General features: G+C 35.7%; 18 protein-coding genes and 1 other annotated feature. Of the genes, 4 read left to right on the top strand and 14 right to left on the bottom strand.

Annotation, left to right across the window (positions count from 1 at the left end; all coding sequences use genetic code 11):
• Window positions 1-193: 193 nt before the first annotated feature.
• The 6 genes from ACQKNZ_RS08115 to ACQKNZ_RS08090 all read right to left on the bottom strand — a co-directional run bounded on the left by ACQKNZ_RS08115 (window position 194) and on the right by ACQKNZ_RS08090 (window position 4,818).
• On the bottom strand, window positions 194-928 hold the full coding sequence (locus ACQKNZ_RS08115; protein ID WP_144535298.1) for an ATP-binding cassette domain-containing protein: 735 nt from the start codon (window positions 926-928) through the stop codon (window positions 194-196).
• Window positions 929-964: 36 nt separating this feature from the next.
• Window positions 965-1,654: an amino acid ABC transporter permease gene (locus ACQKNZ_RS08110; RefSeq protein ID WP_144535296.1), complete on the bottom strand. Its 690-nt coding sequence runs from the start codon at window positions 1,652-1,654 to the stop codon at window positions 965-967.
• Entirely contained in the window at window positions 1,641-2,471 is an 831-nt protein-coding gene (locus ACQKNZ_RS08105) for an amino acid ABC transporter substrate-binding protein (RefSeq protein ID WP_151113490.1), read from the bottom strand. Before ACQKNZ_RS08105 ends, ACQKNZ_RS08110 begins: the two co-directional genes overlap by 14 nt.
• A gap of 556 nt (window positions 2,472-3,027) precedes the next feature.
• Window positions 3,028-3,465, bottom strand: coding sequence for a VOC family protein (locus tag ACQKNZ_RS08100; protein WP_427659066.1), 438 nt, complete (start codon window positions 3,463-3,465; stop codon window positions 3,028-3,030).
• Window positions 3,466-3,774: 309 nt separating this feature from the next.
• Window positions 3,775-4,200, bottom strand: a complete 426-nt coding sequence (locus ACQKNZ_RS08095) for a hypothetical protein (protein WP_427659064.1) — start codon at window positions 4,198-4,200, stop codon at window positions 3,775-3,777.
• Window positions 4,201-4,407: 207 nt separating this feature from the next.
• Window positions 4,408-4,818: a VOC family protein gene (locus tag ACQKNZ_RS08090; protein ID WP_427660128.1), complete on the bottom strand. Its 411-nt coding sequence runs from the start codon at window positions 4,816-4,818 to the stop codon at window positions 4,408-4,410.
• Window positions 4,819-5,215: 397 nt separating this feature from the next.
• Window positions 5,216-5,467: a binding site (T-box leader), on the top strand.
• Between the two features lie 84 nt (window positions 5,468-5,551).
• Between ACQKNZ_RS08090 and ACQKNZ_RS08085 the strand changes: the two genes are divergently transcribed.
• On the top strand, window positions 5,552-6,946 hold the full coding sequence (locus tag ACQKNZ_RS08085; protein WP_427659062.1) for an amino acid permease: 1,395 nt from the start codon (window positions 5,552-5,554) through the stop codon (window positions 6,944-6,946).
• Window positions 6,947-7,300: 354 nt separating this feature from the next.
• On the opposite strand, the gene acsA is transcribed toward ACQKNZ_RS08085, so the two are convergent.
• Window positions 7,301-9,019 carry an acetate--CoA ligase gene (gene acsA, locus ACQKNZ_RS08080; RefSeq protein ID WP_427659060.1) on the bottom strand — a complete coding sequence of 573 codons (1,719 nt, stop codon included), beginning with the start codon at window positions 9,017-9,019 and terminating at the stop codon, window positions 7,301-7,303.
• A 173-nt stretch (window positions 9,020-9,192) separates the two neighbouring features.
• Here acsA and ACQKNZ_RS08075 point away from each other — a divergent pair, with 173 nt between their 5' ends.
• The 3 genes from ACQKNZ_RS08075 to ACQKNZ_RS08065 are packed head-to-tail and all read left to right on the top strand — an operon-like array spanning window position 9,193 to window position 11,684.
• Window positions 9,193-9,825, top strand: a complete 633-nt coding sequence (locus ACQKNZ_RS08075) for a GNAT family N-acetyltransferase (RefSeq protein ID WP_427659058.1) — start codon at window positions 9,193-9,195, stop codon at window positions 9,823-9,825.
• Window positions 9,826-9,864: 39 nt separating this feature from the next.
• Window positions 9,865-10,512, top strand: a complete 648-nt coding sequence (locus ACQKNZ_RS08070) for an acetoin utilization AcuB family protein (RefSeq protein ID WP_144535279.1) — start codon at window positions 9,865-9,867, stop codon at window positions 10,510-10,512.
• Window positions 10,482-11,684 carry an acetoin utilization protein AcuC gene (locus ACQKNZ_RS08065; protein ID WP_151113479.1) on the top strand — a complete coding sequence of 401 codons (1,203 nt, stop codon included), beginning with the start codon at window positions 10,482-10,484 and terminating at the stop codon, window positions 11,682-11,684. The genes ACQKNZ_RS08070 and ACQKNZ_RS08065 overlap by 31 nt, the downstream gene beginning before the upstream one ends.
• A gap of 117 nt (window positions 11,685-11,801) precedes the next feature.
• Here ACQKNZ_RS08065 and ACQKNZ_RS08060 read toward each other — a convergent pair whose 3' ends face one another.
• The 7 genes from ACQKNZ_RS08060 to ACQKNZ_RS08030 all read right to left on the bottom strand — a co-directional run bounded on the left by ACQKNZ_RS08060 (window position 11,802) and on the right by ACQKNZ_RS08030 (window position 23,997).
• A complete protein-coding gene (locus tag ACQKNZ_RS08060; RefSeq protein WP_427659055.1) occupies window positions 11,802-17,588 on the bottom strand; it encodes an NPCBM/NEW2 domain-containing protein in 5,787 nt (1,928 codons plus the stop codon).
• Between the two features lie 750 nt (window positions 17,589-18,338).
• Window positions 18,339-19,046, bottom strand: coding sequence for a DNA alkylation repair protein (locus ACQKNZ_RS08055; protein WP_427659053.1), 708 nt, complete (start codon window positions 19,044-19,046; stop codon window positions 18,339-18,341).
• A 379-nt stretch (window positions 19,047-19,425) separates the two neighbouring features.
• A complete protein-coding gene (locus ACQKNZ_RS08050; protein ID WP_427659051.1) occupies window positions 19,426-19,806 on the bottom strand; it encodes a VOC family protein in 381 nt (126 codons plus the stop codon).
• 144 nt (window positions 19,807-19,950) lie between these two features.
• The gene (locus ACQKNZ_RS08045; protein WP_340863455.1) at window positions 19,951-20,493 is read right to left on the bottom strand and encodes a ClbS/DfsB family four-helix bundle protein; all 543 of its coding nucleotides are present in this window, start codon (window positions 20,491-20,493) and stop codon (window positions 19,951-19,953) included.
• A gap of 140 nt (window positions 20,494-20,633) precedes the next feature.
• Window positions 20,634-21,200, bottom strand: a complete 567-nt coding sequence (lepB, locus tag ACQKNZ_RS08040; protein ID WP_427659049.1) for a signal peptidase I — start codon at window positions 21,198-21,200, stop codon at window positions 20,634-20,636.
• Between the two features lie 585 nt (window positions 21,201-21,785).
• Window positions 21,786-22,784 (bottom strand): catabolite control protein A, encoded by a 999-nt coding sequence (gene ccpA / locus ACQKNZ_RS08035; protein WP_144535263.1) that lies wholly within the window; start codon window positions 22,782-22,784, stop codon window positions 21,786-21,788.
• 127 nt (window positions 22,785-22,911) lie between these two features.
• Complete coding sequence (locus ACQKNZ_RS08030) at window positions 22,912-23,997, bottom strand: bifunctional 3-deoxy-7-phosphoheptulonate synthase/chorismate mutase (protein WP_144535261.1); 1,086 nt, start codon at window positions 23,995-23,997, stop codon at window positions 22,912-22,914.
• Window positions 23,998-24,142: the final 145 nt, after the last annotated feature.

The following is a 24,142-nucleotide window of genomic DNA, read 5'->3' as shown; positions in this document are numbered from 1 at the left end:
AATCGAAACCCCAAAATTTGGTCTAATAAAAGTTCACAAGTTCAAAATTAACCATATAACTACTCAACGCAAGAACCAGTTGATGCTCGATCGCTCTGTAGAAAGAACAGAACAGGAAAATAGACTTCCCATCACCTAATCATAATAAAAGCCCTACCTCAATAAATCACTGAATTGAGGAAAGGGCTTTTCATTATTGAATCAAATTCAGGAACTGTCGTGTCCGCTCTTCTTTAGGATTTGTGAACATCTCGGACGGCTGGCTTCGTTCGACGACCTTCCCTTGATCCATAAAGATAACTTCAGATGCTACATCGTTTGCAAACCGCATTTCATGGGTAACTACGACCATGGTAATGCCCGTCCCTGCGAGATCTTTCATGACCTGCAGTACTTCCCCTACGAGCTCGGGATCCAGTGCAGAAGTCGGTTCATCGAAAAGCATTACTTTTGGCTCTAGCGCAAGGGCTCTGGCAATCCCTACACGCTGCTGTTGTCCGCCAGAAAGCTGATGTGGATAATAGTCAAGTTTGTCTCCCAGCCCTACTTTAGTCAATAATTGTGTTGCTTTTTGACGGGCTTCTTCTTTTGATTTCTGTTGCACGATCATCGGCCCTTCCATGACGTTCTGAAGTGCCGTCATATGAGGGAAAAGATTGTAGTGCTGGAAAACCATTGCTGATTTTCTTCTGATTAAATCAACTTCTTTCTTAGGTACAGGTTTGGAAAAATCAATCGTTTGGCCGTCAATGGAAATGCTTCCAGCCGAAGGGACTTCCAGTATATTCAGACAGCGAAGCAAAGTCGTTTTTCCAGAACCTGAAGGTCCGATGACAACGACCACTTTACCTTGATCGATTTCCAGGTCGATTCCCTTCAAAACTTCAAGGTCGCCAAATCGTTTGTGCAGTCCATTAATTTTTATCAATCCTATTCTCCTTTCTACTTCATCCGTTAAATAGATTTATTTCATTACGTAGCGATCGAATCGATTTTCCAATCTACCTTGGACAAGCGAAAGCAAGAAACAGATGATCCAATACAGGATAGCAACCTCAGTATAAAGTAATAGGACCTCATAGTTGAATGCCGCAATCTCTTGCGCTCTTCTAAACATTTCGGTTACTAGAATAGCAGATGCCAAAGAAGTATCTTTCACCAGACCGATGAATGTATTCGAAAGAGGCGGGATGGATACTCTTGTAGCCTGAGGCAAAATCACTCGGCGCAATGTCTGGGAATATGTCATCCCTATCATTTGTGCAGCTTCCCACTGCCCTTTAGGGATAGATAGGATAGCCGCACGGATCACTTCAGAAGCGTATGCCCCCACATTCAATGAAAACCCAATAACAGCGGCTGGGAACGGGTCAATGACAACCCCAACTGATCCCAAACCATAAAATAGAATAAACAACTGTACCAATAAAGGCGTTCCCCGAATGGCGGAGACATAAATGCGTGCAATCCATTGGAACGGTTTGATGGTTGATATTCTAGCCAACGCTGTAAGAATTGCTAGTACAAGTCCACAAACGAATGTAATTAGCGTCAATGGGAGCGTATATACAACAGCACCCTCCAGCAGAGGGAGGAGAGAAGATTGAGCAATATCTATATAGCGCTCCACTTTATCAGGATCATTCCAAAACATTTTCGCCGAACCATTTCTCAGAAATTTCGTTGTACGTGCCATCTTCGATCATTTCGTTCAATGCTTTGTTTACAGCTTCCACTAGTGTTTCGCTTCCTTTACGGAACATCAAACCACTTTGTGCAGCATCGTCAGCTTCTGCTACAATCTTGATATTTGCTTCAGGTTTTTGTTTTTGGTAATCAAGTACAGTTAATTTATCGTTGATGGTTACATCTACACGGTTTGAATTCAACAATTCAATTGCTTGAATGAACCCGTCAATGCCAACTAATTCAGCCCCATATGACTTCGCTATTTCACCGTAGTTGCTTGTAAGGGATTGAGCAGATTTCAAGCCTTTAATATCTTCAAATGCTTTAACGTCATTGTTGTCTGCTTGTGTTACCAATACTGCAGATGATGAAATATATGGGTCAGAGAAATCATATTTTTCTTGGCGTTCTGGTTTAATTCCCACTTGGTTGGCAATCATATCGAAACGTTCTGAATCTAGACCCGGGAACATTGCATCCCACTGTGTTTCCATGAATTTTGCCTTTACGCCAAGGCGTGAAGCAATTTCTTCTACAATCTCAACGTCAAACCCAGTCAACTTACCAGACTCATCATGGAATGTGAAAGGTGCGTATGTTCCTTCAGTACCGACCAATAGCTCACTGCTGTTTTTTACCTTCGCTAGCAGATCCCCATCAGCATTGCCCGATTCGTTTTGATTTCCATTTCCGCCTTCGTTTCCGTTCTCTTTGCCGCTGCATGCCGCTAACACTAGCACAGCAGAAATAATCAATAATAGCAAATAGCTAAATTTTTTCATGTCATGATTCCTCCTAATTCAGATAAACATACTTGGTAATCATTATCTTAATACATGGATACCCACGAGTCAAAACAATTATCTCCAAGTATTAATACCCAAATCATTAAGAATTATCACATATATTTCAATCGTTTATAATATAGTAGAAGGTCTAATTATCGCAATAAATTTGAAAACATTGTTATTATAACCAAGACCACTAATTTCTGAACGTTTAATACTAAGCTTTCCTACCAGAGTACATCCTTATTTTCTTTAGTTGGGAAATTTCAAGAGATTGTTTTTTGATTTCGCGATGAGAGCACAAAATAAAAATTTTTGTTCAATAATTTACAAATATTATTTATCACAATCGAAAAAAACTTCTTCAACTAAACTATCGCTTTAGTTTAAGTGTAATATTTCACAATGGATTTCTTCTGAGGTCAACTGGATGATTAGATAAAAAATAGACCCTCATAAAATGATGATCTTGTTTTGCTAAAGCACTCGTTAGCTTAAGTACATTTCTTCACAAACTAAAAAAATAGAAAGTAACAATTTTTTACACTGCTTATTTGATTTCTTCAGCCAACTCCAAAATAATTCCCTCTGGACCACGAACGTAGCATAATTTATAACTTTCTTCATATCGCTGTATCTCACTAAATATTTCCGTACCCTTCTTTTTCAGTTTAGCAACAACAGCTTCAAGATCTTCAACAGTAAATGCAATATGACGGATACCAAGGGTATTAGCAAAGGTTTGCTGAATATCTTTTTCATCTGACGGTGAATAAAATTTGATTAGCTCTATCCATGTCTGACCGTCTGGTGTTCCCAATCCTACACACGCTACTTTAGCGTTATTAAGCCTAACTGCATATCCCATCAACTCTCCTTCCATTTCCCATTCCCCTTTCACCTCAAGTCCAAAATCGAGAAAAAACTCTTTAGCGGCAGAGAGATCATTTACGATTACACTAACATGATCTATTTTTTGGATTTTCAAATTTAATGCCTCCTAAATTCATGTTATCTTGCATTATCCTGTATTGAAATTCTAGTATTAACAAAGGGATGATTAAAATAGTAAGATACTAGCATTGCCCGTAATAAAAAGAATCATTTCACTAATTTTGCAATAAATTATTTTTATATTCTTACTCATCTCCCCAACAGTATCAACTGGGGCTATTCATCTACTTTTCACCTGTTTTTAATAAATGTTTCTCTTTGATTATTGAACAATACTGACCGTTAGTACAATAAGAAAAAAGGCTTTACATTTCTTAAAGTAAAGCAATCGGTAGTTGAGTAATCAGGAGATTAAGTCAAATAACCTATTCAATGAGTTTAGAACAGGAAGAAGAGGTAACAAAACAGCAAAAACAATATTACTTTCTAAGACTGCTTTCCATAATTTTAATCCATTTAGAACCTTATAAATCAACAAAAATCCTGAAATAGTAACAAAAGAAAACAACAGCCATAAAAATTCCTTTTGTCTATTTACTGCATATTCAATTTCATCAATTTTCCAAGTGTCATCCTCAGAAAAGAGCAGAGTTATTATATGTTTTTCAACTCCTAAGAAATTGAATGATATTAGCGAAACATAATCTTTTTTTATTTCTTCAATATCATATCCATTTGGTAAAAATGAAAGTTTATACACCATAAGATAGGAAACATAAAAAAGAGTACTTGCAATTAATAAAAATGCTAAAATTTTTTTAATATTCATTGATCAACCACCTTAAATTCCTCCACATTACCATAAAAACCTGAATGTTAAAGGCAATAGCCTCTTCTTAAAGTAAAGCTCCCAATAGTTTAATAAGCAACTGTAACTCTGTTCTACATAATCTTCATTATGTACGACAAAAAAGCCAACACCATGTGCCAGCTTCCTCATTCGGTTTATTGTGAGTTACTTAATGTTTAGAATAAATTATTTTATTGCACTTTCATCCATGTAAAAAAGCTCCCAAAGATGACCGTCAATATCCTCAAAACTCCATCCATACATAAACCCATGGTCTTGTGGATCCATTGAAGGTTTCCCGCCTGCTTCTAAAGCCTTGTTTACAATCGCAACGACTTTTTCTTTACTATCAACAGATAGTGCCAAGATCGCTTCATTACTTCTTGTAGAATCGGCGATTTCTTTTTTCGTAAAAGTCTTAAAATGTTCTTCAACTAACAACATAGCAAATATATTATCACTAATAATCATGCTTGCTGCAAATTCATTGGTAAACTGGGAATTGAATTCAAACCCCAATTTAGAAAAAAATTCCTTAGTCTTATTTAAATCTTTTACTGCTAAATTTACGAATATCTTATCAGCCTGAAACCCCATATTACTCACCTCTACTATAGTATTGTCATTCACACTATAGTTCTCTATTTCATAAATGAATTCCTTCAAAGAATAAAATTATTATACAGAATCTGTTAAGCAACATATGAGGCTGGATTTCTTTTATTCAACTGATTGCATATCTAACTCTAAATTCTTGTTCTGTATCTTTAAAGGAATAAAAGAAATAAACTTGCCTATCAGGCTAACAGTCTGATGGTAGTTAATATCTATATCAGGGCCCTATTCTTGAATAACATATTTAAAGAAAATCGTATTAAACTGAGGGAGTTGAAGCAGAACATTTTATATTGACAAAGTTAAATTAATCTATAATATAATATATAATTAATATTTGCATAACGAAGATTTGTTTAAAACATTTCGGGATATAAGAATAAAGGCTATGATAAGAAATAGTAGCAATCATGCAAACAGACAGAAAGTTACCGGTTGATGAGAGGTGCATGTTGAACGATTGTGAATTCATCTTGGAGCAGTGTACTGAATAGGATTCCTTAGTAGGCTACACCGGCTTAGCACCCGTAATCATGTGCTAAAGTATCGTCAGATGACTGTACTTACAAAGGTAAGCAATATGAGTTGCTTATGCATTAAAGGTGGTAACACGAGTTGAATCGTCCTTTTGGTTAATCCAAAAGGGCGTTTTTTTTATACTTTGTTTTTTATATCCTTGCAATATTAGAAATAATATTTTAAGGAGGAATAATGATTGAGTAAAGGTAATCAAAATCAGAGACTTCAACGGGGTTTAGATAATAGGCATATCCAGTTAATTGCACTTGGAGGTGCAATTGGAGTTGGATTGTTCTATGGTTCGAGTGCAACCATTCAAATGGCTGGTCCATCCATTTTGTTCTCATATTTAGTCGGAGGCTTAGTTATTTTTACCATTATGAGAGCACTTGGGGAAATGGCTGTGGACGAACCGGTTTCTGGTTCATTTAGTTCATATGCACATCGATATTTAGGGGCGTTTGCAGGTTACTTAACTGGCTGGACCTATTGGTTTATGTGGGTTGTCGTTGGGATGGCAGAAATAACGGTGACTGGTGTTTATGTGAATTACTGGTTTCCTGATATTCCACAGTGGCTGGTAGCACTGGCTGTACTTATCGTAATTACACTGATAAACCTTGCTAATGTAAAAGCATATGGAGAGTTTGAATTCTGGTTTGCACTGATTAAAGTTGTAGCCATTATCGGAATGATTCTCCTTGGACTAGGAATCATCTTCCTGGGAATCGGGAACGGAGGACAGCCAATCGGTTTGGACAATCTTTGGATTCATGGAGGGTTCATGCCAAATGGAATCAACGGTATTGTAATGTCCTTGGTCCTCGTGATGTTTTCATTTGGAGGGATAGAATTAGTTGGAATTACGGCAGGGGAAGCGAAAAATCCTCAAAAATCAATTCCGTTGGCCATCAACAATGTTATCTGGAGGATATTAATTTTTTATATTGGTGCATTAGGAGTCATGATGGCTATATATCCCTGGAATGAGGTAGGCACAAATGGGAGCCCATTTGTTTTAATTTTTGAAAAGGTAGGAATTCCAGGTGCTGCGCATATAATTAATTTTGTTGTCATAACAGCAGCATTATCTGCTTTTAATAGTGGGTTATTCGCTTCTGGCAGAATGTTACACAATTTATCACTGCAAAATAACGGTCCGAAATATTTCGGAAAGCTTAGCAAAAATGGTAGTCCAAGACGTGGAATCCTGTTCTCTTCATTGTTTTTATTAGTCGCAGTAGTTTTGAATTATATTGTTCCTGAAAAAGTGTTTTTGTATATTTCTGCTGTTGCCACGGTTGCGGTTATTACCAGCTGGACGATTATCCTGATTGCCCAACTAAAATTCAGACAATCAAAAACAAAAAAAGAAATAGAAAAACTAGCATTTAAAATGCCGTTATATCCAATTTCAACCTATCTAGCATTAACATTTTTAGCGCTTGTCATTGTCTTAATTGGATTTATTGAGGACATGCGAATAGCATTAGTTGTAGCACCTATATGGTTTTTGATTTTATATATAGGATATAAAATCAAAAAAAAGGATTTTACAGAAGGTCCCATTGAAAGTGAGATTGTTGAATAAACCTCTTTTCTAGAACTCAAAACCAAATAACACCCGTATGTGACTAAATATACATATAAAATGATTAAACTTTACTTATAATACCGATATTTAAAATATGCAAGAGAAGAATCTATTTTGATCAAACTTTCTTTCAAAATGGATTCTTCTTGTTTACAGTAAAATATGGGTTCGTGGATATTTTTGATTAAACTTTATTACAAAGTAACAGGTTTTGTTTTCGTATAATTCAGACTATACCACCCCACGAAAAATCAATCATGACCTTTTACATAGCCATTTTTATGTAAATGTTATTTATATCATTCATAAAAAAAAGCCGTAGCATTTTTTTCAATGCTACGACCTTTATTATCAATCTTCCATCGTAGATAAGTCGCCAGTCGGAAGTTGTAATTCCCAAGCCTTTAAGACTCGGCGCATTATCTTACCACTTCTAGTTTTAGGAAGCTTATCCTTAAACTCAATTTCTCTTGGAGCCGCATGAGCAGCAAGACCCTTCTTCACAAATTGTTGAATTTCTTCAATCAATTCATCAGAAGGCTCATACCCTTCATTTAAAGCAACAAACGCTTTAATAATCTCTCCACGCACTGGATCTGGCTTACCTATTACACCTGCTTCTAGAATAGCAGGATGCTCTAATAATTTACTTTCCACTTCAAATGGCCCAACTCGCTCACCAGAAGTCATAATTACATCATCCACTCTACCTTGGAACCAGAAGTAGCCATCATCATCCATATAGGCAGAGTCACCTGAGAAGTACCACTCATCATTAATAAAGTAGGATTCAAATTTTTCTTGGTTTTTCCAAACTTGACGCATCATAGATGGCCAGCCTTTTTTGATAGCCAAGTTACCCATTGTAAATGGCGGAACTTCCACGCCATTGTTATCAATAATAGCAGCTTTTACACCTGGTAATGGTTTACCCATAGAGCCCGGCTTAATAGGAAGGCAGCCATAGTTACAAATCATTTGAGCACCTGTTTCTGTCATCCACCAAGTATCATGAATTCGCTTATTGAACACCTGCATGCCCCACTTAATAACTTCAGGGTTTAGTGGCTCACCAACCGATAATACATGGCGTAGGGAGGTAAGATCATACTTCTTCACGATACCATCCCCTGCCCCCATTAACATACGAAATGCAGTTGGAGCACTGTACCAAACAGTAATCTTATATTCTTCTATTGCTTTATACCAAGCATCTGGTGAAAAACGTCCACCTAAAATAAGTGAAGTTGTTCCTGCTAGCCAAGGGCCAAAAATTCCATAGGATGTTCCAGTAACCCACCCCGGGTCAGCTGTACACCAATATATATCATCATCTCTTATATCCATAACCCATTTCATGGACTGGTATTGTTGTACCATCGCATAATGAACGTGTAAAATTCCTTTTGGCTTCCCGGTGGAGCCAGAAGTATAATGTAAAATTAGTCCGTCTTCCTTATCTACCCACTCGATTTCAAAAGCATCAGATGCATTTTTTAGAGCCTTATTAAAATCTATAAACTTATCATCTTCTTTAATATTGTCTCCTACTAAGAAAACAGTTTCTAAATCTGGTAGGCGATCCAATGGTATTCTTCCTAGCAAGTCAGGTGTGGTTACAATGGCCTTTGCCTCACTATCAAGAAGACGATCATATACTGCCCCCTCCATAAAGGCTTCAAACAATGGGCCAACGATTGTTCCCATTTTTACTGCTCCTAACAACGCAAAATATAACTCCGGAGATCTTGAGATAAAGATGAAAAGACGATCTCCTTTTGCTAGGTTAGAGTGCTCTTTGTAAACGTTTGCAGCTTTATCAGTCCAAGTTTTCATATCACCGAAAGTATACGACTCCTTACGATCAGCATCTTGATAGTAAAGTGCAACTTTGTCCTTTTTATCTGATTTTGCGTGACGATCAATCGCTTCGTATGCCATATTCACCTTCCCTGTTTCATACCAAGTAAAAGTCTTTTCGGCTTCTTCCCATTGGAAATCTCGTGCAGTAGCATCATAGTCCTTTAATTGATACTCCTCTTGTACTACAGGTAGCGCTTCGATTTTCATCCCATTCACCCTTTCTATAAATATACACTCTTATATTCTACAATACTCTCATTAAATAATGCTAATGTTTTTACTTTTTAGAATCTTTTGTTACAGTTTTATAGAATTCCCTTTCTTCATAAAAAATCATGTATAATAGTGGCAACTGTTACTAAATTATAGGTGGTGAATATGTGGAACACAAAAAAGTTTTTAATTCGATAGAGAAAGATACGAAACATGGCACTATCGTTATTGAAGGACCGGTACCATCTGAAGATTTAGCAAATCTGACTTTCCATGAAGAGTTAATAGCGTTCCGTAATCCTGTACAACAGCATAAGGCAATTATCGAAATTGCAAAATTACCCGAAGGCAGGATTATCATTGTCAGAGATAAGAATATGATTGTCGGATACTGTACGTTCCTCCATCCAGATCCACTAGAAAGATGGTCCCAAGGGAATATGGAAAATTTGATAGAATTAGGTGCTATTGAAGTCATTCCAAAATTTCGTGGAACCGGCGTTGGAAAAGAATTACTTCGTGTGTCAATGATGGATGACGCAATGGAGGATTACATTACGATCACGACTGAGTATTACTGGCATTGGGACTTAAAGGGAACTGGTTTAAATGTATGGGAGTATCGAAAGATGATGGAGAAAATGATGATGGCCGGAGGGCTTGAATATTACGCTACTGACGATCCAGAGATTAGCTCACATCCTGCCAATTGCTTGATGGCCAAAATTGGAAGTCGAGTTGACAATGAATCCATTCAGCAATTTGATCAGCTGCGCTTTATGAACCGTTTTATGTACTAACAAAGATGTTTTAAATTTCTTATAAAGGGGTTTGGTTTTATGCTTGTAGAAGAAATCATGAATACATCAGTACCTACTTTAACACCATCACATACAATAAATGATGCTTTAAAAGTTTTAAAAGAACAACGTATTAGGCATATACCAATTATTAACGAGGAACGTGAAGTACTAGGGGTGGTAACTGATCGTGACTTAAAGGAAGCAACCCCCTCCTCCCTTCAAGTTATACAAGATGCGGATGTTTTAAATATGCCATTAGAAAAAATTATGACTAAGAATCCTATAACAGGACATCCGCTAGATTTCGTGGAAGAAACCGCATGTATTTTTTACGACAATCGAATTGGCTGCCTGCCTATCACAAGCCAAGGAAAGTTAGTCGGCATGATTACAGAATCTGATCTTCTTTATAAATTTATAGAGTTAACTGGTGTCCACCAGCCGGGATCCCAAATGGAAATAAGAGTGCCCAACCGACCTGGTGTCTTATTTGAAATATCTAAGGTATTTTATGAGCAAAAAATGAATTTACTTAGTGTATTAGTATATCCTGATAAAAACGATAGTGAGTATAAAATTTTAGTTCTACGCGTTAAAACGATGAATACTCTTAAATTAGTGCAGGCAGTAAAAGATGCTGGGTTTGAAGTTTTATGGCCAAGTCAACCGGGATTGATTGTATGAAAAAGAATGCCGTCTTTATCTTTTCAGAGAATCAGCTTGGTTATAAATTTTCCGATACACATCCCTTTAACCAAAAACGTCTGACACTTACTGTAGACCTTCTAAAGGAAATGAATGCATTATCAACTTCAGAGATCGTTGCACCTCGCATAGCCACTGACGAAGAACTGAGTCTAGTGCACGACCCTAGCTATATTGATATAGTAAAAAAAGCTAGCCTCGAAACTGGTGATACCTCTAAATACGAGAGTTATGGGATAGGTACGGAAGACACTCCCATTTTCCCTCATATGCATGAGGCAAGCGCTAGTTTAGTTGGGGGCACCTTAACTGCCGTTGATTATGTTATGGAGGGAAAATCGACGCATGCAATAAATTTAGGTGGTGGGTTACACCATGGCTTCAAAGGCAGAGCATCTGGGTTTTGTGTGTATAATGATAGTTCTGTTGCTATCAAGTATATGCAAGAAAAATTTAATGCTCGTGTTCTTTACATAGATACAGATGCTCACCACGGTGATGGAGTACAATGGAGCTTCTACGACGATCCAAATGTTTGCACTATTTCCATTCATGAAACTGGAAGATATCTCTTCCCCGGAACAGGTAATATTACTGAGAGAGGGACAGCAGAAGGTTATGGTACTTCTTTTAACTTTCCTATTGATGCCTTCACAGAGGATGAGTCGTTTCTAGATATATATCGTACTAGCTTTACTGAGATTGTAGAGTGGTTTAAGCCAGATGTCATTCTAAGTCAAAATGGTGCAGATGCCCATTATTTTGACCCTCTTACCCATCTGTATGGAACGATGAATATTTATCGGGAAATACCTAAGCTTGCTCATGAATTAGCACATAAATATTGTGATGGTCGATGGATTGCTGTAGGTGGAGGCGGATATGACATTTGGAGAGTTGTCCCAAGAGCCTGGTCTTTGCTTTGGATGGAGATGAATGATATCCAATCTCCAACAGGAGATCTACCAAAAACTTGGATAGAAAAATGGAGTCCAGAATCACCGGTTCCCTTTATCCCAACTTGGATGGATCCTCATCCTCTCTACGAGCCTATACCTAGAAAAATAGAAATTATGGAAAAGAATAAACAAATGCTCGATAAAGCATTATATCAATTGCGAAGTCAAAAATCATACAAGGATATAGACTAGCTGCTCTTGCAGTTGAAAGTCGTTGATCCGCATTTATAAATATTTAGGATAATAGAAGAAGCCCAGCTACCAAAAGGTAGCTGGGCTTCTAAAGTTTTGCCTCTGTAACTATGATTTTTATTTATTGTTGATTAGGTAGCGTAAGATTACAGTATTTTCTTCGACTTTATAAGAAAGACCTAACCAATAAAGTCCTTTCTCTTCCTCAGAAAGATCTATTGTAAACCTTTCTGGGTTATTTTCCCATGTATTTACATCTAACTGTATCTCTTTATTTGTAATAGTTTTGTTAAGTCCAGCTACATCAGGTCTTACTTTTTTACCATCGAACCCTGTAACAAGGTTTTCTACTTCTACTAGGGGACCTTTTAATTCTCCCACATCAACAAATTGAGGGTCAGCAATTAACGTTTTTAAATTTTTTAACTCTTTTAATGGAGAAAAATCTGTTATTTCATTCCCAGAAATATCTAGTGTCTCTAAATTTTGTGCGTACTCTATACCTTCAAGAGAACGTACTCTTTTCGATTCACTTGTTAGTGATGTGAGCTTACGCATATCATTAAGCGTAATTTCCTCTTTTAAGCCTAATGTACTTTTAATAGATTCTCGTAAATAATCGTCTTTAATCGTAATTACTTGTGTTAATATTACTTCAACTAAACCTGCTTTTGCTGTTTCTAATGCATTTACCGCTTCATCGACCTCTGTTTGAGTAGCATTTGTATTAGCTAGAACTTCTTCTGCTTTTGCAAGGCTAGCTAATAGAGCATTCATGCTTTCTTTCGTATAGTCTTCTGCATTAATAGCTTTTGCAGTTTCAATAATCACCATTAAATCCTGCATATAAATTCTCTCACTATTAGCGAAATGTAATTTAGCATTACCCCATGTTGCATGGTCAGATCCATTTCCATTCCCACCGTCAGTTACGACTAATTTTATTTCTTTTGCTCCAGCTAAATTAACTTCAACAAACTTTTGAGCATCTCTAGAATTCATGAGCCCACTGTCGAATCGCTTCTCACCATCGACAAATACTTGGAATATAACAGAGCCCACAGTGCCATACATTTGACGGTCTACCCCAACAAATGAAGTAAAGTAATCTATATCCTTATTTGTTAAATCATATACAATTGTTGAATTTGAATGTGCTCCAATCCCTTTTTCATAGGAGACTTGACTACCACTCTCATTTGTTAATCTTAAAATGTTATCACTTACTGCTTTATCTTTCTTAGGAGCGGTATAGCTATTTTGTGTGGACTTCCAATCGAAATCTGAAAGATACTTGTAGTCTTCCATGTTTACTACTGAAATTGTTCTCATTTCTGTTACCGTAATATTATCATTATCTGTTACAGTATATTTAATCTCATATTTACCAGTTTTATTGAAGTTAACTTTATCAACTCCTGTAACTTCTACTCGATCAGTCAAATCACCATCTTCCGCATCTACAGCTGAATATTGTCCTTTGATATCGATAGGCTGTCCAACCTTAGTTGCTTCTGATTTAACAGTAATAACTGGTTTACTAGAGTTTTTTGTAAACTTTGCATCCGCCCACACTGTATGGTCAGATCCATTATTTCCAGCATCGGTCGTTACTAGTTTTATTTCTTTAGCTCCAGTTAAAGGAACTCTTATAAATTCACTGTCTGTGTTTGAATTGAAATTATTGCTTATATATTTCTTTTCGCCATCTACCCATACTTCAAATGCTGCAGATGAACCTTTTCCTCTCATGGCTTGATCAATTCCTATATAGCTTTCAAAGAAATCAAATCCCTTACCATCAATGTTATACACGATTTCTGAAATAGCATGTGCGCCGATGCCTTTAGCGTACGTTGCCTCTAGTCCCTGTCTAACAAGACCAATTGTTCCCCCAGATGGTGATTTATCTTTTTTATATCCACCCCATGCTATGTTAGAAGATACAGGATTCATATCAGAAGCGTATTCGAAGTCACTTACTACTGTCACTTGTGTCGTTTTCGTTTCTTTAATATCTTTATTGATTACTTCGTAAACAATCTCATAGTTCCCTTTTTGGGTTGTATTTACATTATTTGATTTAACGACAACATCTTCTGTAATATCTATGCCTTGATAGTCAGATGCCTTCACATAAGACATTGGATCGAAGCTTTGATTTAGTTTAAGTGTCAGATGGTCTTCAACTGAAAGCGTAGGTTTAAATACCTTAATTTCTAACGGCTCTGAGGTATTTAATTTCTTATCATAGGCTACTATTTGATACGTATAATTTTCTTTCGAACTAATATTTTGATCGACAAATGATGCTGTAGAAGTAAATCCAATCATTTTACCATTTCGACTAATTTCATATCCAAGTAAGTCGTCTTTATTAGCTTTGTCCATAACGAAATGAATTGTATTAGTTTTCTTTTCAGTATCACGAACAATGTTTACATCTACTGAAGCACCTTTAGAAAATCCAACACCCTCATATCCTAGTACACTATTATTTAAATACCATACTTTCTTAGGCTTTGGATATTTACTAACTTTTTCTTTTGTTTCCTGGTTCACTGTGAAGCCATGTCTAGCAAAGTGTTCACTTAAATCTTGACCGACTACTTCAGATGAAAGTTCGACTAGATACTGCTGTTTAGCATCTTCCGTAGCAGCTGAGATATCTCTTTCTCTGTATAGCTTATTTAATTCTCCCCAATAATCCTTATGATACATTTCCAATTGCCAGAATACACCCAGTCTTTTGAAGTACCCTTGTGGCTCATATGGACTAGGATTATCATCGAAGATCGTTTTATAGATATCATCTTCATAAGGAATTCGTTGATCTGTTTTTCCATAATATACTGACATTTGCATTGCAATCATATTGTTTGTTGTTTCCCCATAAAGTCGAGCGTTAACATCCATTCTGTGCCCTATTTCATGTGATACTCCCCAGCCATAGCTGTCTGGCACTAACATACTTTCCATAACGTCACCTTGAACACCTATATGATTCGTATATGCATACATATAACCAAATGGCTGTGCTAACCTTATATTCTCACGAATATATTTCGGATCGTTCTTTTCATTACTTCCGTCTAACCCATAAAATTTAAAAATTTCATCCATATAATTATTATAGGATTTTACAGTGTCTAAAGGGTTGTAACCATTCACGGAATAAGTTTGATAGGCGCCAGTTGCTGTCCCAGTGAATACGAGGTGGTCACTCACTACCTCCACCACATCGATCAGCTTTCTATCTTCCACATTTGGATGATTCTGTTTGTCCAAATCCAAACGATTTTTATAATCGATTAAAAAAGCTTTAAACTCCTCTGGATTTGTATCTTTCGTTACAAAAGGTATTCTTTCTCCACCCTCAATACGAATGATTGGTGAAGTCTGTTGTTCTGGCGTATATGGATTATAAATGTAGATTGTCCCGCCCTTTGTAACTTCTTGTTTATACCAGCTATCCTGAGGCACTGCGGGTACAGTAATTTCATTTTTTCCCGGTTGTAAATTTACTGTTCTAGCCCAGTTAGCAAAACTTCCTTCCTGTTGAGCGAATACAATTTGTGGTAGTGGCCCATCTGAATCCGCCTCTACATAAACAGTTACTTTATCTCCTGGCAGTGCAGCAATTCCTGTTGGTTGATAATTATTCCCGAAACCAAACTTTAAATTTTGGTTAGCATGACTCATCATATTCCCATGCTGCTCTACTTGAATGATTCTTCCATCCGTAACGATTTCACCTTTTAGTAGCTGTTTGGCTAAATCTAAACGGTATTTTAAAATACTATATAATGGATGTGCCTTTGCTTCGTTTTCTAACGCATTAATTTTAGCTACCTCATTATATTCAGATGTAAGCTCACTCATTGTATCATCAGTGAAAATATTGTTTATTTTATCTTCTATAGGATCTTCTTTATAGAATGCTATTTCTGACAATGTTGCCCAATTTTGATTTGATTTTTTGAATACAAATTTCACACGTTTAAATTGTGTAGGCACAAATTTGGCTTCCACTAAGCCGCTAATTACATTGTGTTTACCGGTAGACACTAATTGATATGTATCACCTTTAGACGTTTGAGAAGCATAGATATCGAAGTTCTCTGCAAAGCCTTTACGGTCAGATCTTGCCCCATACACGATTCTATTTAACGTTATCAATTCATTAAATTCTAATTCTACCTCATTTGAAAAACTAGCTGTATTCGTTCTATTTGTTTCCCAGTATGTGCTTATGTTCCCATCAATAGCATTCGCGAGGACAGCACTGCTATAATGCCCACCATTATTACGAATGTTTTTTATGTTCTCATTATTCATTTTAAATAGCTCTGTATATGCTACGTTATCATAGTAACCAAAAGCTCTTGTTACCGCTGTGGTTGTCTCTACATCTTCTTGATTTATTAATACATAGGCATTGGTAAGATCTTCTTTGAACTCGACATCATATAAAGGATGTTCCTTGACGCTATCTTCTAAGATATTTAATTTTTCTACCGTATTAAACTCAGCTGCTACTCTATTTTTATTGATATCCGTAAACAACTTTGCCATTTTGTTAGATGAAACATCTTCTTTATAAAATGCTAATTCTGATAGCGTTGCCCAGTTTTGATTTGACTTTTTGAACACAAATTTTATTCGCTTAAAATTTGTAGGTTCAAACTTAGCTTCCACTAATCCAGTAACTAGATTATGTTGTCCATTTGCTACAAGCTGATAAGTATCACCTGTTGATGTTTGAGAGGCATAAATATCAAATTCCTCTGCAAAGCCTTTATTGTCAGGTCTTGCTCCGTACATAATTCTATCTAGAGTAATTGCTTCTTTAAAGGTCACTTCTACTTCGTTAGAAAAACTAGTCGTGTTAGCTCTATTTGTTTCCCAATATGTACTTATATTACCATCCACAGCATTTCCAATCACAGAACTGCTATAGTGACCTCCATTGTTTCTAATGCTTAGAATATTATCGTTATCCATTCTAAATAGTTTTGAATACTCGTTATCCGAATAATATTTAAATTGCTTCGTGGTCGCTATTGTAGATTCTATTTTTTCTTCCGTAATTAAAGCTCTAGCATTCTCAATATTTTCTTTATATTGTTCATATAAAGGATGATTTTGCGCTTCTTTATCTAAGTTATTTAAAGCCTCGACACTACTAAATTCAGCACTTACTTTAGTAAAAGTGCTATCTGTAAATAATGATTTCATACTAGCTCTTACATGGTCTTCTTTATAAAAGCCAAATTCAGCAGCACTTGCCCAATCTTGATTTGCCTTTTTGAATACAAATTTGATTCTCTTAAACTCTGTTGAATCAAATTCGATCTCAATTATATCTCCTGTTGTACCTTTATATTCTCCTGGAGATACTAATGCAAAGTCATCACCTGTGTCAGTAGAAGAACTATATACCTCAAACTCTTGGGCGAAACCTTTTCCTTGCGCACTTGACTGTCTTGCAGCATAAACTATTCTGTTTAATTCAGTTAAATCCTTGAAGGTGAATATCAACTCATTAGTAAATGCAGTACTATTTGGTTTTCCAGTTTCCCAATGGGTATTTAAATTTCCATCTATCGCATATTCAACAGGAGAGCCAGAATAATTTCCGCCGTTGGTTGTGACGGATGTAATACCCTCTCTCGCTACTTTAAACACTTCGTTATACGCGTTTAAATAACTATTTTCGTACAAGTCAAACTTACTAACAGTTGCCTCTTTCGCTTCCTTTACTTCGAGCTCTACAGCCGTTTTTATTGCATCAGTACTCGATGCCGCCAAAACGTTTACGGCACTTCCAGAATAACTAGCAATTAAGGCAGCCGAGGTTGCAACTACAATCATTTTTGACATAGTTTTCTTAGCCTTCTTCATACATTACCTCCTAATGTTTTTTTGTGAAACATGGAAAAAGAACTCTGCCGGGTAAGAAACTATTTTCCCCAAAGACTTACTAAATAAAATGTAAGATAAGTTATTTTCAAATAATGAGTTCATGATAAACTATTAGATTCTTTAGCTATCTCTTCCTACGCTTCTAAAAGTTACCTATCCATTTATTCACAATTTTATTATTATAACGTTCACAATAGTGTGTCAACATTTTATGAACTCTAAAATGCTATTTTTTTGATGTTCAATACTTTTGAACGGTTTATATGTACCATTTTAGACACAATAATATTACTAATTACCTCTTGTTTTCAAAATTTTTTAGAGGGTTTTAAGTTGCACCTAAATGGTATTTATAAGTTTACAAAGTATCCTTTTCGAATAAAAATAAAGTAAATAATGTAAAATAATAGCTGGTATTTTAAAAGGTGAAGAAGCCTAATTTTTTATAGAAGTAAAAATGAATATGTAAGATATTTTAGTACAATTCTTAATAATACTTTTGGACTTGTAGCTTAGAAGCTACAGTGAATAAAAGGACGCCATCCTATTGATAATATTCCCCAGTAGTGAATATAAAATGGTCATTAACGAGAATACAAAAAAGCTGCTTCTATTTCCTAATTAGTTAGGAATTAAAAGCAGACAATGGAATACAATTTTATTCAATTACGCACATGCTATAAAAAGTGAATTTTATAGATGGATGTTTTTAAGTATCCCTCTAACAAATTAACATCTTACATGTTTACGTTTAAAACCAAGCCTTTCTTTTTCAATCTCTTTTTGAATATTTTCGTAAGCATTAAGAAAACTGTTTTTTTTCTTCTCACGTTTTATTTCCACAGGACCTATAGCCTTAGCAGTTTCTAATGCTTTCTTATGGAGCGGTAAATAGGAAAGCCCTACTGTGTAAATAAAGTTATTCATAGAGGATTTCGCTCGTTCTGGCGATTCATGTATCGTATTTTTTACCATATCAAGCATATTGGAAATTTTCTCATCTGAAAATTCATCGTCTTTTCGATTTCCTAAAAGCCAGCAATAGCAGCTCCATCCAGCAGACATTCTTAGCTCTTCCCCGCTTGCAATCCATTTGTCAGCAACTTCCTGTGCAATATCTGACTCAGATAAAGTAACTGCTACTACAAAATCAGACAGCATATAAAAATAAGCAGCATCCATCCATCGATCATAATCGGACACACTCATTGCATTTGGATCTGCAATAATACCCGCAAAGTACATCGCATCATAATTCCCAGTGGCATATAGTTCCTCAGCTAAATGCTGATTTATTTTTATCTTCTTTACGATTGGTTTCATTGCACCTGTTGCAACGCCAAATAGCGGTTCATGTGCTCCGTTAGAAAGATATATCTTTTTAGTTCTTTCCTTGCCTAGTGCTTCAAGCTCCTGCATTACCGTTTCTAAGATCATTGTTTCACACTTCCCTTTTTAAGAATTCTTCAACCTAATATTTATACCCATCCAATACATCAATATTATCCTATACAAAGGAGTCACTATGCGCGTATTCTGCTCACTAATATAAAATGAATGAAAGTGTTCGCTCATATCTGATTTGCATGCTTATCTACCGAAATGAGATTTTTGTTGTACTATATCACAAGGTTAAAATTAACTATAAAAAACAAAAATATTTTTAAACAAGGTATTTATTACTTCATTATGAAGTGCCAAGTTTTGCAAACCTATTACAAATGTTTTCTTTAAAGTTAATATCTATCCTTACATAATAAAAAAGCTACCTAGATTAAGTAGCCTTACCTGTACTTATCAACTATTATTTAGGAAATTACTTTTTTTCCATTACTGCAAAATAGTTCTCTTCATTGTCTGCAAAGTTAAATACTCTACCAGTCGGCATATTTACTATCTCTCCGACTGTAATTTTTTTATTTAATAAGTCATTGTATAATTGTTCGATATCCTCTGTGAAAAACATTAATGAAGGAGTATCAAGATTTAATCCAGGAGACATTTTAGAGACAAAATCTTTATTATGCAGAATGAGACTTGTTTCTGCACCATTTTTCGGAGCAATTTCAATCCATCTAAAACCCTGATCATTGTTCTCTTCGGCTATTACAGTAAACCCTAAATTTTCTGTCCAGAATTTCACAGCATTATCTTGGTTATTTACATACAACATAATTTGACCGATTTTACTTAACATCTTCTCCGTCACTCCCTTTTAAAAAGACTGATTTACTATCTTAACTAATATTCTTTGTTTGGGAAAAAGAATCCTTCTTAATTTTACTGCTTAGTTTAAAATAAACCCTGGAAATGATGGTCATTTTGAACTTATCCCATTACTTTAGGTACTTTGTTTCACAAGCTTGTCCTTTTCTCCGTCATTAATATAATTTGCAATAACTTCACATTTTTTTATAGCCCATATGTAATGATTGGAGGTATTTGCTGCAAAATAGCTGTATAAATTACTTGTCTTAGTCCACTTATAGTATTTCTTTGTCATGATTTCTTCATTCGTATGTGCCTTTATTAAATTCATTACTCTCTCATGGCTTAACTTAAATTTTTTTATAGCTTGATTTAATGTTACATCTTGATAGTTTTTCCAAATCTGCATATTAAGTAGCTTGATAGTACTCCATTTATAACCGGGTGCTGGTATAAAAGGGATATCTCCATCCATCCCTTCTCTATACCACCTTTCAAGCATTACATGCCACTCATACAGATGCATTATTACATCACGGAAATTCTTATCTCTTTCTAGAGTCTCAATAGAAACACTTCTTTTTCTGCTTGGTACAGACTCAATTATTTCAAGAAGTGATTTAAAATTTCTGTCGCTATTCAGTATAAGAACTTCTTTTTCACTTACTACCATCATAATCATTCCATCCTTTTTACTATAAGCTTTTATTATCAAATGGTCTTCCGCAAAAATAGTTTATATCATTAAATATTCCATACAATAATTTCTATCCTACTTTTACTACTTTCCAATTTTGTTGAATAACAATAACAGAATCATTTTATTAACTTTAAATTATCTAAAGGAAGAAAAACAATTTCTGCAGACCCTAAAAATTTGTCCATCGGTACAAAACCAACACTAGGATCTCTACTATCCATACTATTAAGACGATTATCTCCCAGTACAAAATAGTGTCCCTCTGGCACAGCAATTTCACCTAGTTTTTGGTCTAATGTAAAGTCTTGAGTGAGTGTATCATTGCCTAGCAAAGCTTTTTTATATTCATCCAAGTAGGGTTCTTCGTACTTCTCACCGTTAATAAAAAGTTCATCGTTTTCATAAGCAATACGGTCACCAGGAATACCTATAATACGCTTGATATAATTTGTATCTTCTTTTGCTTCAAATACAATCACATCAAATCGCTTGTACTCCGTCAATCTTGGACCAATTTTATTCACTACTACTTTGTCACCGTCTTCAAAGGTGGGCATCATAGAAGCACCATCAACGACAATAGGTGTTAATATAAATACTCGAACTCCCCAGGCAAATAAGATAGCAATGCCTATTGCTTTTACCCATTCCAATAATTCATTTTTATCTTTAGTTTTTCTCACTTTTAATACCTCTTTCTCTAATAGAATAATTCCTTTAATTAACACCTTCGACATCCCTTTAGTAATACCTGCTTTTTAAACTAAACAGCATTGTTAGTTTAAGCAAAATATTTTCTCACTGAATCACCGAAATTGTATCATAGACCATCGAGATGATGAGCTGGTTTAATTAAGAAATGTTACAGAGTAGTCGTTCAAATATCGTTCCCCCCACGAAAACCGTCAGTCGAAAGACAAGTTTGCCATCTATTGATCCTACTTTTTATATAAATTGAATTTAAATTTAATAGTTGATTTTGTTTTATCCATACGGCAATCTAACTTCCACACAACTTTTGATTGGAGCAGCATACGGCGACTCCAATGGGATCAGTGCGACAGATGAGACGCGTAAGCGACGGTGATGGCTTATCATTCCCCCACGGAAAGCGTCCGCATAAAGCTGAAATCGACTATTCTTTGTTCATTCTCCCGGATCTAATAAAATAGCAATTATGTGATTAAATGGATATGTACTAATATGCAAATGGTTCTCTCCATAAAAAAGAAGAGTCATGAATGTATCATGACTCTCCCTCAACAATGTTATTTAACTGTATTTCTTTCCTCAATACGATAAGGAAGCACTACATTTTGTTCCTCAATCTTTTCTTTATTCATAAACTTAGTCAGCAATCTCATGGAAACCGCTCCAATATCATATAAAGGAAGCACTACGCTAGTTAATTGCGGTCGTACCATTCGAGCAAGTTTGGAATTCTCAAAGCTTATAATTTCAATATCATTAGGGACATTTAAGCCACTATCCTGTGCTCCGTGAATAAGTCCGATTGCTATTTCATCACTTCCTGCAAAAAATGCAGTTGGTGGATTGTCCAGTTTACAAAGCTGTTCCCATGCCGCTAAACCGTCGTCGTATGTATTATCGACGCCTACTATTAAATCCTCATCCACTTCGATATCCGCATTTTCCAACGCTTCCTCATAGCCCGCAAGCTTAAAGTCACGATTAATCGGAGATGAAATGGAACCTGATATAAAGGCGATTCGCTTGTGACCGTTTTGAATAAGTCGATTCACTGCATCAATAGCAGCCTCACGATATTCAATATTCACAGAAGGGAACGAATTAGAATGCTCCACTGTTCCTGCTAAAACAACCGGTGCATTTGCCCGGTTCATCTCATGTAACATTTCCTCTGAAACATAGTCACTCATCATGACTATACCATCTACTTGTTTACTTAAGAGGGTCGACAATAACTGAACTTCTTTTTCTTCCTGTTGATCGGAATTCGTTAAAATAATATTATAGCGATACATAGTTGCAATATCTTCAATACCGCGAACTAATTCCGCATAAAAAACATTTGATATGTCCGGGATAATAACCCCTACGGTTTTTGTCTTTTTACTTGCTAAACCTCTTGCCACAGCATTAGGACGGTAATCTAGTCGTTCGATCACGGCCAACACCTTTTGGCGAGTTGCTGGTTTTACGTTTTGATTGCCATTAACTACACGTGACACAGTAGCCATAGATACATTAGCTTCTCTTGCTACATCATAAATAGTGATAGTCATTGCATACCCTCCTTTTCTTATCTAATTTACAGTATATATTAAAATAATACTTTATATCCTCAACAACTTTCAATTAAATAATAAAACCGACTCTTATTTAGAGTCGGTTTTGTGACAATACTATATTTTAAGCGTGAACTTCATGATTTTTCATGAATTTTTGAATGGAATCATAGAACTCATCAAATTGCTTTAAGTTCATTTGCTGAGCAGCATCAGACAATGCCACTGCAGGATCTGGGTGAACCTCTGCCATTACTCCGTCAGCTCCAATAGCAATTGCAGCCTTAGCAGCAGGTAGTAAAATATCACGACGACCAGTTGAATGCGTCACATCAACAAATACAGGCAAGTGAGTCTCTTGTTTTAAAATAGGCACTGCCGAAATATCTAAAGTGTTTCTTGTAGCTCTTTCATATGTGCGGATACCACGCTCACATAAAATGATTTGGTCATTACCTTGAGAGATAATATATTCAGCAGCATGGATAAATTCATCTAAAGTAGCTGCAATCCCACGTTTTAATAGGATAGGTTTATTTATTTGACCTACTGCTTTCAATAGTTCAAAGTTTTGCATATTTCGGGCACCGACCTGTACAACATCTACATAGTCCAGTGCTTCCTCTAAGTGACTAGGTGTTACGATTTCCGAAACAACCGCTAAACCGAATTCTTGAGAAATTTGTTTTAAAATTTTCAATCCTTCTAAGCCAAGTCCTTGGAAATCATAAGGAGACGTACGTGGTTTGTATGCTCCTCCGCGAATTAGCTTTAATCCTTTAGATTGGATCGCAGCAGCAACTTCTGCAACCTGCGTATATGATTCAACAGCACAAGGGCCAAATACAAACGATGGCGTTCCTGTACCAATTTGTTCTCCATTAATTGTTACAATTGTATCTTCTGATTTCTTTTTGCGAGAAACGAGAAGTGCTTTTTTCTGGTCATCCACTTGTAATTCTAGAGCTGTTTTAAAGATTTCTTTAAATATATGCTCCACAGTTGATTGTGGCATTGGACCGTCATTGTTTTCTTTAAGATGATCTAGCATATGTCTTTCACGAAGAGGATCATATCTATTTACACCTTGCTTTTCTTTAACTCTACCTATCTCTTGCACTACTTCCGATCTTTCATTGATTAAACGTAGAATTTCTACATTAATCTCGTCTACACGGCTTCGTAAAGCCTCTAAATCCACTTGATTCATAGATATTTCTCCTTTCGTCTCAGCTACGACTCTTTCTATCGCCTGAAAATTATGATACATTTTAGGATATAATTCATATTATAATCAATCATTTGAGAAATGTCACGCTTTTTATTTTAGCGATTCAACTCGCTAAAGTGTCTCA

Origin of the sequence: Psychrobacillus sp. NPDC093200, assembly GCF_050280345.1 — a bacterium.
Lineage (GTDB): Bacteria > Bacillota > Bacilli > Bacillales_A > Planococcaceae > Psychrobacillus > Psychrobacillus faecigallinarum.
The sequence above is the reverse complement of the archived record's forward strand: the minus strand, read 5'-3'. Positions and strand labels throughout refer to the sequence as shown.

What these genes read in the sequence shown, in the direction of transcription:
- acsA (WP_427659060.1), bottom strand. Translation starts at nt 9,019, where the DNA reads ATGAAAATCGAAGCGCTACCTGTAGTACAAGAGGAGTATCAATTAAAG.
- ACQKNZ_RS08070 (WP_144535279.1), top strand. Translation starts at nt 9,865, where the DNA reads ATGCTTGTAGAAGAAATCATGAATACATCAGTACCTACTTTAACACCA.
- ACQKNZ_RS08090 (WP_427660128.1), bottom strand. Translation starts at nt 4,818, where the DNA reads ATGGGGTTTCAGGCTGATAAGATATTCGTAAATTTAGCAGTAAAAGAT.
- ACQKNZ_RS08050 (WP_427659051.1), bottom strand. Translation starts at nt 19,806, where the DNA reads ATGTTAAGTAAAATCGGTCAAATTATGTTGTATGTAAATAACCAAGAT.
- ACQKNZ_RS08060 (WP_427659055.1), bottom strand. Translation starts at nt 17,588, where the DNA reads ATGAAGAAGGCTAAGAAAACTATGTCAAAAATGATTGTAGTTGCAACC.
- ACQKNZ_RS08055 (WP_427659053.1), bottom strand. Translation starts at nt 19,046, where the DNA reads ATGATCTTAGAAACGGTAATGCAGGAGCTTGAAGCACTAGGCAAGGAA.
- ACQKNZ_RS08110 (WP_144535296.1), bottom strand. Translation starts at nt 1,654, where the DNA reads ATGTTTTGGAATGATCCTGATAAAGTGGAGCGCTATATAGATATTGCT.
- ccpA (WP_144535263.1), bottom strand. Translation starts at nt 22,784, where the DNA reads ATGACTATCACTATTTATGATGTAGCAAGAGAAGCTAATGTATCTATG.
- ACQKNZ_RS08105 (WP_151113490.1), bottom strand. Translation starts at nt 2,471, where the DNA reads ATGAAAAAATTTAGCTATTTGCTATTATTGATTATTTCTGCTGTGCTA.
- ACQKNZ_RS08065 (WP_151113479.1), top strand. Translation starts at nt 10,482, where the DNA reads ATGGCCAAGTCAACCGGGATTGATTGTATGAAAAAGAATGCCGTCTTT.
- ACQKNZ_RS08030 (WP_144535261.1), bottom strand. Translation starts at nt 23,997, where the DNA reads ATGAATCAAGTGGATTTAGAGGCTTTACGAAGCCGTGTAGACGAGATT.
- ACQKNZ_RS08045 (WP_340863455.1), bottom strand. Translation starts at nt 20,493, where the DNA reads ATGATGGTAGTAAGTGAAAAAGAAGTTCTTATACTGAATAGCGACAGA.
- ACQKNZ_RS08095 (WP_427659064.1), bottom strand. Translation starts at nt 4,200, where the DNA reads ATGAATATTAAAAAAATTTTAGCATTTTTATTAATTGCAAGTACTCTT.